The organism is Janthinobacterium sp. UMAB-56 (assembly GCF_900095265.1).
GTDB lineage: Bacteria > Pseudomonadota > Gammaproteobacteria > Burkholderiales > Burkholderiaceae_D > Janthinobacterium.
This window is the reverse complement of the sequence record NZ_LT607655.1, coordinates 141,029-153,403: the sequence shown is the minus strand read 5'-3', so window position 1 is coordinate 153,403 and position 12,375 is coordinate 141,029. Positions and strand designations below refer to the sequence as shown.

Annotated in this window: 14 protein-coding genes and 1 tRNA gene; 12 read left to right on the top strand and 3 right to left on the bottom strand. The window is 62.2% G+C overall.

Annotated features, from left to right (window positions below; genetic code table 11):
• Window positions 1-170 precede the first annotated feature (170 nt).
• From K0F85_RS11570 to aqpZ, 8 genes are all read left to right on the top strand, one after another.
• Window positions 171-246 (top strand) — tRNA-Glu (locus tag K0F85_RS11570).
• A 99-nt stretch (window positions 247-345) separates the two neighbouring features.
• On the top strand, window positions 346-1,515 hold the full coding sequence (gene earP, locus K0F85_RS11565; protein WP_219116186.1) for an elongation factor P maturation arginine rhamnosyltransferase EarP: 1,170 nt from the start codon (window positions 346-348) through the stop codon (window positions 1,513-1,515).
• Between the two features lie 135 nt (window positions 1,516-1,650).
• On the top strand, window positions 1,651-2,226 hold the full coding sequence (locus K0F85_RS11560) for an elongation factor P (protein ID WP_100876390.1): 576 nt from the start codon (window positions 1,651-1,653) through the stop codon (window positions 2,224-2,226).
• A gap of 203 nt (window positions 2,227-2,429) precedes the next feature.
• Window positions 2,430-3,578, top strand: coding sequence for an amidase family protein (locus tag K0F85_RS11555; RefSeq protein ID WP_219116185.1), 1,149 nt, complete (start codon window positions 2,430-2,432; stop codon window positions 3,576-3,578).
• Between the two features lie 164 nt (window positions 3,579-3,742).
• On the top strand, window positions 3,743-4,018 hold the full coding sequence (locus tag K0F85_RS11550) for a hypothetical protein (protein ID WP_219116184.1): 276 nt from the start codon (window positions 3,743-3,745) through the stop codon (window positions 4,016-4,018).
• Window positions 4,019-4,083: 65 nt separating this feature from the next.
• Window positions 4,084-4,542 carry an Ivy family c-type lysozyme inhibitor gene (locus K0F85_RS11545; RefSeq protein WP_219116183.1) on the top strand — a complete coding sequence of 153 codons (459 nt, stop codon included), beginning with the start codon at window positions 4,084-4,086 and terminating at the stop codon, window positions 4,540-4,542.
• Window positions 4,542-4,952, top strand: coding sequence for a GNAT family N-acetyltransferase (locus K0F85_RS11540; RefSeq protein ID WP_219116182.1), 411 nt, complete (start codon window positions 4,542-4,544; stop codon window positions 4,950-4,952). Before K0F85_RS11545 ends, K0F85_RS11540 begins: the two co-directional genes overlap by 1 nt.
• A gap of 220 nt (window positions 4,953-5,172) precedes the next feature.
• A complete protein-coding gene (aqpZ, locus tag K0F85_RS11535; protein ID WP_219116181.1) occupies window positions 5,173-5,862 on the top strand; it encodes an aquaporin Z in 690 nt (229 codons plus the stop codon).
• Between the two features lie 42 nt (window positions 5,863-5,904).
• On the opposite strand, the gene K0F85_RS11530 is transcribed toward aqpZ, so the two are convergent.
• Window positions 5,905-6,735 carry a helix-turn-helix domain-containing protein gene (locus K0F85_RS11530; RefSeq protein WP_219116180.1) on the bottom strand — a complete coding sequence of 277 codons (831 nt, stop codon included), beginning with the start codon at window positions 6,733-6,735 and terminating at the stop codon, window positions 5,905-5,907.
• Between the two features lie 217 nt (window positions 6,736-6,952).
• Between K0F85_RS11530 and K0F85_RS11525 the strand changes: the two genes are divergently transcribed.
• The 4 genes from K0F85_RS11525 to K0F85_RS11510 all read left to right on the top strand — a co-directional run bounded on the left by K0F85_RS11525 (window position 6,953) and on the right by K0F85_RS11510 (window position 10,640).
• A complete protein-coding gene (locus K0F85_RS11525; RefSeq protein ID WP_257572735.1) occupies window positions 6,953-8,104 on the top strand; it encodes an MFS transporter in 1,152 nt (383 codons plus the stop codon).
• Window positions 8,105-8,340: 236 nt separating this feature from the next.
• Window positions 8,341-9,717 (top strand): cysteine--tRNA ligase, encoded by a 1,377-nt coding sequence (cysS, locus tag K0F85_RS11520; protein ID WP_219116178.1) that lies wholly within the window; start codon window positions 8,341-8,343, stop codon window positions 9,715-9,717.
• 55 nt (window positions 9,718-9,772) lie between these two features.
• Window positions 9,773-10,096, top strand: a complete 324-nt coding sequence (locus tag K0F85_RS11515; RefSeq protein WP_219116177.1) for a hypothetical protein — start codon at window positions 9,773-9,775, stop codon at window positions 10,094-10,096.
• Window positions 10,089-10,640, top strand: a complete 552-nt coding sequence (locus K0F85_RS11510; protein WP_219116176.1) for a hypothetical protein — start codon at window positions 10,089-10,091, stop codon at window positions 10,638-10,640. Before K0F85_RS11515 ends, K0F85_RS11510 begins: the two co-directional genes overlap by 8 nt.
• Here K0F85_RS11510 and dbpA read toward each other — a convergent pair.
• Both dbpA and K0F85_RS11500 read right to left on the bottom strand, forming a co-directional pair.
• Window positions 10,627-12,054 carry an ATP-dependent RNA helicase DbpA gene (dbpA, locus tag K0F85_RS11505; protein WP_219116175.1) on the bottom strand — a complete coding sequence of 476 codons (1,428 nt, stop codon included), beginning with the start codon at window positions 12,052-12,054 and terminating at the stop codon, window positions 10,627-10,629. The genes K0F85_RS11510 and dbpA overlap by 14 nt on opposite strands.
• Window positions 12,055-12,163: 109 nt before the next feature.
• Entirely contained in the window at window positions 12,164-12,373 is a 210-nt protein-coding gene (locus K0F85_RS11500; protein ID WP_219116174.1) for a hypothetical protein, read from the bottom strand.
• Window positions 12,374-12,375 lie beyond the last annotated feature (2 nt).

Here is a 12,375-nt window from a genome sequence, read left to right as displayed (position 1 = left end):
ATCACCCTTTCACGGTGAGTACAGGGGTTCGAATCCCCTTGGGGACGCCAGGATTTAGTTGTAAAGTAAGTGCAGTGCTGAATGGGCCTGACAAGTCAGGCTTTTTTTGTTTCTGCGATTGCTGCAGTGCCGGGTCAGGATGCGAAGTAGTGCATTCAGGACAGATTTCTGTCCCCATCGTCTAGAGGCCTAGGACATCACCCTTTCACGGTGAGTACAGGGGTTCGAATCCCCTTGGGGACGCCAGACCGGCTGAATCAGCCAACAAAAAAGCCGCCTGGTAACAGCGCGGCTTTTTTGTTGTTTGCCGGCATGCCAACGTTTTCCCTTTATTCTTGCCTATTCATGCCCTTACCTAGCGATCGCCGGCCATCCCTGGCCATCTTCTGCAAAGTCGTCGATAACTACGGCGATATCGGCATTTGCTGGCGCCTGGCGCGGCAATTGAGCGGCGAACACGGCGTGACTGTGACTCTGTGGGTCGACGATTTACCCAGTTTCCAGCGCATTTGCCCCGCGATCGACGTCGCTGCCGAAGCGCAGCAAGTGTCTGGTGTCACTGTGCGCCACTGGCGCGACCAGGATGGCGTGTTTGCGCCTGCCGATATTGCCGACATCGTCATCGAGTTTTTTGCCTGCGACATTCCGCCCGGCTACATCGCGGCCATGGCGCAATGCGCGCCGCAGCCGGTGTGGCTGAACCTGGAAGGCTTGACGGCGGAAGAGTGGGTCGAGGGCTGCCATGCGCTGACGTCGCCGCGCCACGGCATGATCAAGCATTTCTTCTTCCCCGGTTTCACGCCTAAAACGGGCGGCTTGCTGCGCGAAGCGGCGCTCGACGAGCGGCGGCTGGCGTTCCAGGCTGATGCCGGCGCAAAGGCGGCATTCCTGGGGCAATTCGGTGTGAGCCAGGCGGAAATGTCTGCTTTGAAAGTGTCGCTGTTCTGCTACCCGTCCGCGCCGGTCGCCGCATTGTTTGCGGCCTGGCAGGCCGGCAGTGAACCCGTGACGTGCCTGGTGCCGGAAGGGGTTGCGTTCGATGCCGTTCGGGCATTTATCGGCGACGATGCGGCGGTCGCTGGTACGGCGCGCAGGCGCGGCGCGCTTACCGTGCGCGTGCTGCCGTTTGTGCCGCAAGACGATTACGACCGCCTGCTGTGGGCCTGCGACGTCAATTTCGTGCGCGGCGAAGATTCCTTCGTGCGCGCGCAGTGGGCCGGCCGGCCGTTTCTCTGGCATATCTATTTGCAGGATGAAAACTTGCATCACGTGAAACTGCGCGCCTTCTTGCAACGCTATGCGACGGACGCGGACGGTGCCATCGACAGCCTGCTGCAGGCGGCACTGGCCTGGAATGGCGCCAGCGCGGACGCCTTGCCGTGGACGCAGCTTTGGCCCGCCCTGCAGGCCGAGCTGCCGCGCCTTGGGGGGCGCGCGCAAGCCTGGCAGCGGCAGATGCAGGCTAATGGCGATCTGGCAAGTAACTTGCTGGCGTTTGCCGGCGCGACGAGATAGGCGCTTGCTCAAAATTAAGGTAAAATGCCCGGTTATTTCTAACGTATTTTTAACCGATCAAACGCAAGCTTGCGGCGCTGATGGCGCACAGGCGGCAGATGGTCTTCATGCAACCCACTTTTTACGTACATTCCTATGAAACCCGCAAAAGAAATTCGTGTTGGCAATATCATCATGGTCGACAGCAAGCCAATGATCGTGTTGCGTTCTGATGTCAACGGTTCGAGCCGCACGGGCTTCACCTACAAATGGAAGATGAAAAATCTTCTGACGAACACCCCGATGGAAAACGTGTTCCGCGGCGACGACAAGTTCGACGTTGTTGTTCTGGATAAAAAACCAGTGACGTATTCGTACTTCGCCGACCCGCTGTTCGTCTTCATGGACACCGAGTACAACCAGTACGAAATCGAAGAAGAAAACCTGGGCGATGCGCTGCATTACCTGAAAGATGGCATGGAATGCGAAGCCATTTTCTACGATGGCAAGGCCATCTCCGTTGAACTGCCGACGACCATCGCCCGTCAAGTGGTGTACTCGGAGCCTGCAGTCAAAGGCAACACTTCGGGCAACGTCCTGAAAGAAGCCAAGATCGAAAACGCCATCGATGCACACCGCCACATCGTGCAAGTACCGCTGTTCGTGGCACAAGACGACGTCATCGAAATCGACACCCGTACCAACGAATACAAGCGTGTCGTACGCAACTGATAGAGCATTGCATTGCGCTGCTCGCATGGCCCGGAAAAAGCCGGTCCGCTTTGCTCCAGTGCTTGATTATCAAGAAACGCTGCCTTCGGGCGGCGTTTTTTTTGCTTAAAAAATTCCCTTCAACAACAATTGTGTTGCAAGGACTGCTATGCTGTGGATAGAGCATTATTACGGTAGAAACATTGAAGTTTCTTGGAGATACCATGCAGCGCAGTCAGATGTTACGCAATGGCGCGCCTCGGGGCGTGACGCGTCCCGTATTGGCCCGTGCCACGGCGCCCGCCAGCCCCATGGCCCATTTGCTCGATGCCGGCGTCTTGCCGCAACAGCAGATGATGCAGGCAGGCAAACTCAGTTCGCATGCGCTGACGTCGCAGTACCTGGGGCGCATCCGTTCCCTGTGCAGCATCGGCGCGCGCGCCTATCCCGGCATTGAAATCAATCCCGAGGCGCTGAAAATTGCCCTGGAAATGGATCGCGAAAGGCAAGTGCACAAGGTGCGCGGCCCCTTGCATGGCATTCCCGTCGTCTTGCGCGACAATATTGCCACCGGGGACCGCATGAAGACGCGCACGCAGTCGCCCCAGACCACGCATGCCAGCTGCGATTCCTTTGTGGCGGCACGCTTGCGCGCGGCCGGCGCCGTTATCATCGGCAAAAGCAATTTACGCCAGTGGGCTGCCGTCAGCGTGCCGCATGCCAGTGCCAGCTGGGCCGGGCTGACCATCCTGGCCGTGGACAGTGCCGTGGACGGTTCCATTGTCGCGCCCGCGTCGACATGCGGCCTGGTCGCCATCAAGCCCACGGGCACGATTGTCGCGGGGCAGGGCGGCGAGCCAGCCACGGCTGGACCGATGGCGCCCAGCGTGCGCGAGGCGGCGTGGCTGCTCGCGGCCTTGCGCGGCGAGCACCTGGCCGATGGCGTGGTACTCGACGCCGCTGGCCTGCATGGGCGCCGCATCGGTGTGGCGCGCAGCCTGTTCGGCCGGTGCGCCGAGACCGATGCCGTGATCGGGCAGGCGCTGCTGGTGTTGCGCGAACAGGGGGCGGAATTGATCGAGATGCCGCCCCAGCCCGGGCCTGGCGACATCGAAGCGTTGCTGGGGGCACATGGACTCGATGCACTGGTGGGCCCCACTTGCCATGGGGATGTGCAGGCGCAGTCCGCCTCGCCCCAAATCACGGTGCCTGCCGGCGTGGTACAGGGCTTGCCTGTCGGTTTGTCCTTCATCGGTCAGGCTAACGGCGACATGCAGCTCATAGCGATGGCATATGCCTATGAGCAAGCGACTTTGCACCGGCGCACGCCTGCACTGCCGTCGAGCATCACTTTGGCGCTGCCTCAGCCGTGATTTCTCTTTTCGTTCTCTTTTGATAAACTATGCTTGCAACCTTGCTGCTGAGTGCGGCCGTGACTGCCACTCCCTTATCTTTTGACGTCGCGCAATTGTCTGGCAGTTGGTCCGACAGCGTCAATACGAATAGTGTTTGCGAAGAAGCGCGACACTTTACACGCATGCAACTATCTGACGATCATCAGCGGCTGGCGATCTTCAATGACCGTACGTGGAAAAGCAAGCTGGGCGAAACCAACCGCTTTGCCGCGACGGTGGTGGCGGAAACGGAGCGTAGCCTGACTTTGCGCTATGACAATGAAACCCGCCGCAATGCCGCTGGCAATCTGGTGGAATGGCAGTTGATCATCGTCGCGCCCGGCGTATACCGCTGGCGCGAGACGGCTTGGGCGGAAGGCAAGGTCAACGGGGTCGTCGGCATCCGTTGTTCTCCCTGATGTCGCTGTACGAGCATGCCATGCTGCTATGCTGCCCGCCTTAGTCGATGCTTTTAGGAGATTGCATGTCCGTACGTTTGCTCTTACCTCTGTTTCTGGGCGCTGCCGTGGCCCTGGCTGCCATGCCGGCACAAGCCCGGACGCCCAGGCTGTCGCTCATAGAACAGGCGCAAAACTGCGACGGCGGCCACACCTGCCCTTACTTCCCCGACGTCTACAAGGCAGATTACGCCTTTCGCAAGGCCTTCAATATCGGCCTGAAAAAAGCTGGCCTGAAGCGTCAGCGCTGGGTGCCCGATGGCGTGGCCAGCCCGCTCAAACCCGTCGAGATCGACGGCAAGGCGCGCCTGCTGAGCAGCATCTGCGAACCGCACAATTGCGGCCACCATTACACCATCCTGTACGATCCGGTCGCGCGCAGCATGACGGGCGTGTATATGGGCAGCGATGCCAAGGGAGGCTTGCGCACCGTGTACTTCGGCGAGCCCAGCATCGCCGAAGCCGACCTGCTGTCCAAGAACTGATGCGCGCGCCACTCCACATTTCCAGCGAGCGCGACGAACTGGACGTGCCCATGATCCACCGCTACCTGAGCGAGCAGTCATACTGGAAGCGCGGCGTGGCGATGGAAACGGTGCACAAGGGAATCGCCAATGCGCTGTGTTTCGGCGGCTATGTGGATGACCAGCAAGTGGCGTTCGCCAGGGTCGTCACCGATTACACGGATTTTGCCTACCTGCGCGACGTGTTTGTGCTGCCGCAATACCAGGGGCGCGGCTATGGCAAGCAGTTGCTGGCCGCCGTACTCGGCGATGCACGCTTGCGCAATGTCGGCTGGATGCTGGCGACCGATGACGCGCATGAGCTGTATGCGAGCTTTGGTTTTGCGCCATTGGAGGCACCACAAAAATACATGCGCCGCCCCGCGCCGTAGAAATTGTCAAAAAAACCTTTTGGCGTCAAGAGAACTATTTATATAGTTGCACGTAATAGTGTTGCATTGATAATGACATCATGTCATTATTCGCGCTCTGCAGCTTGTGCTGCGTTGCTGGTGCTGTGCTTTGCCGTCGCCTCCGGGTGCAGGCAAAGGTGGTGAGCGGTCCGATTGGTCGTCCCTGGCACGTTTTCTTGTCACTGAAAAGGAATACATCATGAAACAATATGGCGCCGAGTTCCTCGGCACGTTCTGGCTGGTGCTGGGCGGTTGCGGCAGCGCCGTGCTGGCCGCTGGCTTTCCCGGTCTTGGCATCGGTTTTGCCGGCGTTGCGCTGGCGTTTGGCCTGACGGTGCTGACCATGGCTTACGCCATCGGCCACATCTCGGGTTGCCACCTGAATCCCGCCGTCTCGATCGGCCTTTGGGCCGGCGGGCGCTTTCCTGCCAGTCAGCTTTTGCCTTACATCATCGCGCAAGTGCTGGGCGCCATCGTGGCCGGCGGCGTGCTGTACGTGATCGCCAGCGGCCAGGCCGGTTTCGACGTCAGCAAGGGTTTTGCCTCGAATGGCTATGGCGCCCATTCGCCGGGCGGCTATTCGATGCTGTCGGCGCTGGTCATTGAAATCGTGCTGACGATGTTCTTCCTGATCGTCATCCTGGGCGCCACCGACAAGCGCGCGCCGGCCGGTTTTGCCCCGCTGCCTATCGGTCTGGCGCTGACCCTGATTCACCTGATCAGCATTCCCGTGACGAATACCTCGGTCAACCCGGCTCGCAGCACGGGCGTGGCCCTGTATGTGGGCGACTGGGCCACCAGCCAGCTGTGGCTGTTCTGGCTGGCACCGATCATCGGCGCCTTGCTGGGCGCGCTGGCCTACCGCTTGATTGCGGGCGAAAAAGAGTAAGCTTTAAAGGTAAAAAAGCAGCCTTCGGGCTGCTTTCTGCGTTTACTCGACGGCGCGCCACTCTCCCAGGTAGTGCTGCGGCGTGCGGCCCAGGATGCGGCGGAACATGGCGCTGAAGGCGCTGGGGCTGGCATAGCCGAGCGCATGGGCGATGGTCGCCACGCCTTCGCCACGGTCCAGGCGGCAGAAGGCCTCGGCCAGATGGACTTGCTGCAGCCATTGGCGGTAGTGCAAGCCCGTTTCCTTGGGAAATAAACGGATCAGGGTGCGCGCGCTGGCGCCTGCATCCTGCGCCCAGTCCTCGATGCTGCGCCGGCTGCCGGGGGCGTTCATGATGGCCGAGCACACGGCCACCAGGCGGCGGTCGCGCGGCCAGGGTATGGCCAGGGGCACCGTATCGGCTGCCGTCAGTTCCGACAGGATCAGGTGCGCCAGCCAGTCGCCGCGCCCCGCCAGTGCATATTCGATCGGTTCGGCCAGCAAGGCCAGGATCAGCTCGCGCAACAGCCGGCTCACTTCCAGCACCTTGCAATCGGCGCCATACGGGGCCGCGACCTGCGCATCGATGTACACGGTGCGCATGCTCAGTTCGCTCATGATATGGACTTCATGCTCGACGCCCACGGGGATCAGCAGGGCGCGCCTGGGCGGCAATATCCACACCCCGTGCTCGGTGGCGACGCGCATCACGCCTTGCGTCGCATACAGCAGTTGTGCCCGCACATGGCTGTGCGGCGCCGTATAGTCTCCCGCCGCATATTGCCTGGACATGGCCGTCACGGGGCGCGGCACGTGCTGGTAATCGTGCGAGCTGGTGCTGCGGCTGAATGGCACGCCATCGGGGTGGGTCTGGGCGGGTTGCTGGTTATACATGTGCGTTGTTGGATGGTGACTTGCTTGTCACTTGGGCGACGATTATTGGAAGTTATCAGTTCAGCGACCATACTATACTGGCTTCTTTGCCGGGCCGCCCGCCGTGCCCGATTATTGCGGATGACACATGCACACAACCACACCTGCCCCAGCATTGGCCACGCCCGTGCCGACGGCTCCCTCGCTTTCTGCTTCCCAACAACAATCTGGTCTGGCCATGCACATCCTGGGCGCCGTCGCCTTCGTGCATTTGCTCAATGACTTGATCCAGGCATTATTGCCGTCGATTTATCCGATGCTGAAAGCCGAGTTTTCACTCAGTTTTACCCAGGTCGGCCTCATCACCCTGACGTTCCAGTGCACGGCTTCCTTGCTGCAGCCCTGGATCGGCTTGTACACGGACCGCCGTCCGCTGCCATTCCTGTTGCCGGTCGGCATGTGCTTCACGCTCGCCGGCGTGCTGATGCTGTCCATCGTCTCGACCTTCCCGACGCTGTTGATCGCTGCGGGTCTGATCGGTGTCGGTTCCTCGACTTTTCACCCGGAAGCATCGCGCGTGGCGCGCATGGCCTCGGGCGGGCGCTATGGCTTTGCCCAGTCCCTGTTCCAGGTGGGCGGCAATGTGGGCTCCGCCCTGGGGCCGCTGCTGGCGGCGGCCGTCATCGTGAACCGTGGCCACGGCAATATCGCCTGGTTCAGCCTGCTGGCCGTACTGGCCATCGGCGTGCTGTACAAGGTTAGCCACTGGTACAGCGGCCACCTGGCCAGCTTCAAGCCGAAGGCGGGCGGCCATGGGCCGAACTTGTCGCGCAACAAGGTGATGGGCGCGCTGGGCGTGCTGGCCCTGCTGGTGTTCTCGAAGTATATCTACATGGCCAGCCTGTCGAGTTATTACACTTTCTACCTGATCGACAAATTCCACCTGTCGCTCGGCGATGCCCAGCTATACCTGTTCCTGTTCCTCGCGGCCGTGGCGGCCGGCACCTTCATGGGTGGCCCCATCGGCGACCGCATCGGCCGCAAGCGCGTGATCTGGATTTCCATCCTGGGCGCCGCGCCGTTCACCCTGCTGCTGCCGTATGTCGACCTGTTCTGGACGGCCGTGCTGACGGTGATCATCGGCTTCGTGATTTCGTCCGCATTTTCGGCCATCGTCGTCTTCGCGCAGGAACTGGTGCCGGGCAAGGTGGGCATGATCGCGGGGATTTTCTTTGGCCTGATGTTCGGCGTTTCCGGCATCGCCGCCGCCGCCATGGGCCACCTGGCCGATGTGTCGGGCATCGCCTATGTGTATAAAGTCTGCTCCTACCTGCCGCTGCTGGGCATCCTGACGGTGCTGCTGCCACATATCGAGCAGGCGAAAAAATAAGCGTTTGGTGCGGGAGGGCTTGACGGCCATCCCGCGCGCATGCGATATTTATCCCATGATCACCTTCATCCTCCCTCCAGTGCTTGCACACCGCGCCACCGCTGCGCTGTGTCCGTGTACCTGGCTGCGTGAGGATGCGGCTACGCGCCGGTAATTTTTTACTCCTCATTCGATGGCCACAGTGTTGAAAAACCTGTGGCCATTTTCTTTTTCCGCAGCGCTAATGAAAGTCCCGCATGACACTCCATTTGTACGACACGTATAGCCGCAGCCTGCGGCCCTTCGAGAGCATCACCCCGGGCCAGGCGGGCCTGTATGCCTGCGGCCCCACTGTCTACGATTACGCGCACCTCGGCAACCTGCGCACCTATCTGTTCGTCGACGGCCTGCGCCGCGCGCTCGAGTTCAGCGGCCTGCAGGTGCGCCACGTGATGAATATCACGGACGTGGGCCATTTGACGTCGGACGCGGACAGCGGCGACGACAAGATCGAGGCCCGCAGCGCCCGTAGCGGCAGGTCAGCCTGGGACATCGCCTCTGAATTTACCCGCGCGTTTGAAGACGATTTGCGCCAGTTGAATATCCTGCCGCCCACCGTCTGGTGCCGCGCCACTGACCATATCGCGGAGCAGATCGCCTTCATCGGCGACCTGGAAGCGAAGGGCTACACTTACCGCACCGACGACGGCATCTATTTCGACACCACGCGCCAGGACAGTTACGGCAAGCTGGCGCGCCTGAAGCGCGATGGCCTGCAGGCGGGCAAGCGCGTGGACCGGGGCGAGAAGCGCGATATCTGCGACTTTGCGCTGTGGAAGTTCAGCGGCGTGCCGGGACAGCGCCAGATGGAGTGGGACAGCCCGTGGGGCCTGGGTTTCCCCGGCTGGCATATCGAATGCTCGGCCATGGCGGAAAAGCACCTGGGCGCGTACTTCGACATCCATTGCGGCGGCGAAGACCACGTGGCCGTCCACCATAGCAACGAGATCGCGCAAACGGAAGCGCGCCACGGCACGCGCCTGGCCAACTTCTGGCTGCATGGCGCCTTCCTCAAGACGCAGGATGCGAAGATGTCGAAATCCTCGGGCGACTTTTTGCGCCTGCAAAGCCTGGCGGAGCAGGGCGTCGATCCGCTGGCCTACCGCTATCTGTGCCTGGGCGCCCACTACCGCAGCAGCCTCAATTTCACGCACGACGCCTTGCGCGCCGCCGCCAGCGGTCTGGCGCGCCTGCGCTCTGGCGTGCATGCACTGGGTGCGCCGCAGGGCGAGGCCGATCCCGTATGGCTGGCGCGCTTTGCGGCGCAGATCAACGATGACCTGAACTTTCCGCGCGCGCTGGCCGTGGCCTGGGAGCTGCTGAAAAGCGAGCTGCCCGATGGCGTGAAAAAGGCCACCATGGCCCGTTTCGATGCGGCCCTCGGGCTCGATCTGCTGGCCTGGCAGCCGGCGCGGCTGGAGCTGCCGCAGCAGGTGCAGGCATGGATGGCGCAGCGGGCCATCGCCCGCGCGCAGCGCCAGTGGGCCGAGTCAGACCGTTTGCGCGCACTGGCGCGCGCGGCCGGCTATGACATCGACGATACGCCGCAGGGCCAGCAGGCGCGCCTCTTGTGACGATGCCATGCGCGTCAGTGCGGCACAATGGCCGCCTGATGAAACTGGAGCTGCCGTGAAGCGTCGTTTGCTGTTACTCAGTTGTTGCCTGGCCTTCTACTGCGCGCAGGCGGCCAGCCAGTGTCCTGGTTTTCCCGTACTGGCCACAGCAGGCGAGCCGCTGCTGGCCGCGCGTTGCCGCCAGATCGACAAGGCGGCCTATCCGGCTCTTCTGCAGGGTGCCAGGCCGGGCAAGGAAACCCCGGCCCTGTTTGCGCACGGCGCGTACTATATTTCGCTGGGCAAGCCCGCCGAATGGTATTCGAATGTGATCTTTGAAAAGATGGACAAGCCTGCGCTGGGCGTGCGCAAGGTTTGCCAGGAGGGGCGCGATGGCTGAAGCGGACGCCTTTCCGGCGGCATTGGCCGCCACCCTGGTGCAGCTGCTGCCCGCGCTGGCCACAGGCCAGCTGCACGCACCCTCGGAAACGTTTGGCGTGCATCAGGATGGCTGCTTGCTGCGCATTCCTGCGCGCACTTATTACCAGCGCGAGCAGTTGCTGGCCGGTACGCAGCTGGCCGGCGACGCTGGCGCGATCGCCCTGTGCCTGGGCACGCGCCACCATGACGGCCATCTGCGCGAAGCGTGCTTGAAACAGCTGTTGCTGCAGGAGCGGGCGTGGACGGTGCCCTTCGTCGTGCACCTGTGCGGCGACTACGTGCTGGAGATCGTGGAGAGAATCGAAGCGGCGCTGCCAGCCTGGAATGCCGATGCGCTGGCGCGCTACCTGCGGGAGAATTGCGCGTATCTCGCCACGCTGCAGCGGCGCGCCGTCAGCTACTGGAACTGCTACTACCGCAGGCGCTTTCCCGCAGGGGAAGACTATCCGGGAAGCAGGGCCATGGCGGCCCTGCGTGCCTTGCAGGCGCTTACGCCTCGATAAAGCGCATCTTGAAGCTGCGGCCCTTGATGTTGCCGAAGTCGCGGCCCAAGGTATTGCCCGCGTTCAGACGCTTGAAGGCCGCTTCGGCCACCTTGCGCTCCAGCGCCACGTAGGTCATGAACTCGAACACGTTGATCTTGCCCACTTGCTCCTTGGTGAGGCCCGCGTCGCCCGTCAGCGCGCCCAGCAAGTCGCCCGGGCGCAGCTTGTCCTTCTTGCCGCCCATGATGCACAGTGTGACCATCGGCGCAGGCAGCGCTTCCATACCGTCATCTTCCGCCAGTTCCTTCAGGTCGTGCCATTCGGCGGCGCTGTTCTGGTACTGCTCGATCAGCTTGACCCATTTCTTTTCATTTGGCGCGCACAGCGACAGGGCCAGGCCCTTCTTGCTGCCGCGGCCAGTGCGGCCGATGCGATGGATATGCACTTCCGTGTCTTTCGAGACGTCGACGTTGATCACGGCGCCCAGGTCGGAAATGTCGAGCCCGCGCGCGGCGACGTCGGTGGCGACCAGCACGGAGCAGCTGCGATTGGCGAACAGCACGAGGATTTCATCGCGCTCGCGCTGTTCCAGCTCGCCATACAGGGCCAGCGCGGAAAAGCCTTGCTGGCGCAGTTCCTCGGCCAGTTCGCGGCAATGCACCTTGGTGTTGCAGAAAGCCAGAGTCGATTCTGGCTTGAAGTGTTTCAATAGCTTGCCGACGGCGCCATTGCGCTCGTCGAAGCCGATTTCATAGAAGCGCTGCTCGATCTTGTCGTTGTCGTGCTGCGCCTCGACCGTCACTTCCAGCGGATTGACGAGGAACGATGCCGTGGCGCGGCGGATGTCTTCCGGGTAGGTGGCCGAGAAGAGCAGGGTCTGGCGGCGTGCGGGGCAGGCGCTGACGATGCCGGCGATTTCCTCGTAAAAGCCCATGTCCGTCATGCGGTCCGCTTCATCGAGCACCAGCGTTTGCACATGGTTCAGACTGATGGTGCCGCGGCCCAGATGGTCGCGCATGCGGCCCGGCGTGCCGACGACGATGTGGGCGCCGTGTTCCAGCGAGGCGATTTGCGGGCGCATCGGCGCGCCGCCCGTCAGGGTCAGGATCTTGATGTTGCCGGCCGCGCGGGCCAGGCGGCGCAGTTCATTGGCCACCTGGTCAGCCAGTTCGCGCGTGGGGCACAGCACCAGGCCTTGCACGGCAAACCAGGCCGGATTGAGCTTGTGCAGGATGCCGATGCCGAAGGCGGCGGTCTTGCCGCTGCCCGTTTTCGCCTGGGCGATCAGGTCGCGGCCATCGAGCACCGCCGGCAGGCTTTGCGCCTGGATGGTGGTCATCTCGTGGTAGCCGAGCGAGTCCAGGTTGGCCAGGAAGGCGGGCGTCAGCGGCAGGCTGGAAAAAGAATTGGTGGTGTTAGTGGTGGTGTTCATAGGGGCGGAGCCGGTAAAAAGCGGGTGGATGGGCACAGTCTACAGGCGTTCTACGCCCTTGTGCGGATGGTGGTGTGGAAGCTGGCGGCAAACGGCCGCCGGCATGGGACTAATTATCTGGCGCCCAGATGGGCAAGCCGGTCAGGTCAAGGCCGGCGTCGCGCGTCCACACGGGCAGGCCCGTGGCGTCGGTCGGCTCCAGCAATTCGAGCTGTACCTGCTTCAAAGCCACCTTGCGCGCGCGCGTGCGGCGCTGCGGTTCCGGCGCCGGCTCTGGCGCCTCGTGCGCTGGCAGCGGGCCGAAGCCGGGCAAGTCGATGG

What these genes read in the sequence shown, in the direction of transcription:
- K0F85_RS11550 (WP_219116184.1), top strand. Translation starts at nt 3,743, where the DNA reads ATGCAACTATCTGACGATCATCAGCGGCTGGCGATCTTCAATGACCGT.
- K0F85_RS11560 (WP_100876390.1), top strand. Translation starts at nt 1,651, where the DNA reads ATGAAACCCGCAAAAGAAATTCGTGTTGGCAATATCATCATGGTCGAC.
- dbpA (WP_219116175.1), bottom strand. Translation starts at nt 12,054, where the DNA reads ATGAACACCACCACTAACACCACCAATTCTTTTTCCAGCCTGCCGCTG.
- K0F85_RS11510 (WP_219116176.1), top strand. Translation starts at nt 10,089, where the DNA reads ATGGCTGAAGCGGACGCCTTTCCGGCGGCATTGGCCGCCACCCTGGTG.
- earP (WP_219116186.1), top strand. Translation starts at nt 346, where the DNA reads ATGCCCTTACCTAGCGATCGCCGGCCATCCCTGGCCATCTTCTGCAAA.
- K0F85_RS11530 (WP_219116180.1), bottom strand. Translation starts at nt 6,735, where the DNA reads ATGTATAACCAGCAACCCGCCCAGACCCACCCCGATGGCGTGCCATTC.
- K0F85_RS11540 (WP_219116182.1), top strand. Translation starts at nt 4,542, where the DNA reads ATGCGCGCGCCACTCCACATTTCCAGCGAGCGCGACGAACTGGACGTG.
- cysS (WP_219116178.1), top strand. Translation starts at nt 8,341, where the DNA reads ATGACACTCCATTTGTACGACACGTATAGCCGCAGCCTGCGGCCCTTC.
- K0F85_RS11545 (WP_219116183.1), top strand. Translation starts at nt 4,084, where the DNA reads ATGTCCGTACGTTTGCTCTTACCTCTGTTTCTGGGCGCTGCCGTGGCC.
- K0F85_RS11525 (WP_257572735.1), top strand. Translation starts at nt 6,953, where the DNA reads ATGCACATCCTGGGCGCCGTCGCCTTCGTGCATTTGCTCAATGACTTG.
- K0F85_RS11555 (WP_219116185.1), top strand. Translation starts at nt 2,430, where the DNA reads ATGCAGCGCAGTCAGATGTTACGCAATGGCGCGCCTCGGGGCGTGACG.
- aqpZ (WP_219116181.1), top strand. Translation starts at nt 5,173, where the DNA reads ATGAAACAATATGGCGCCGAGTTCCTCGGCACGTTCTGGCTGGTGCTG.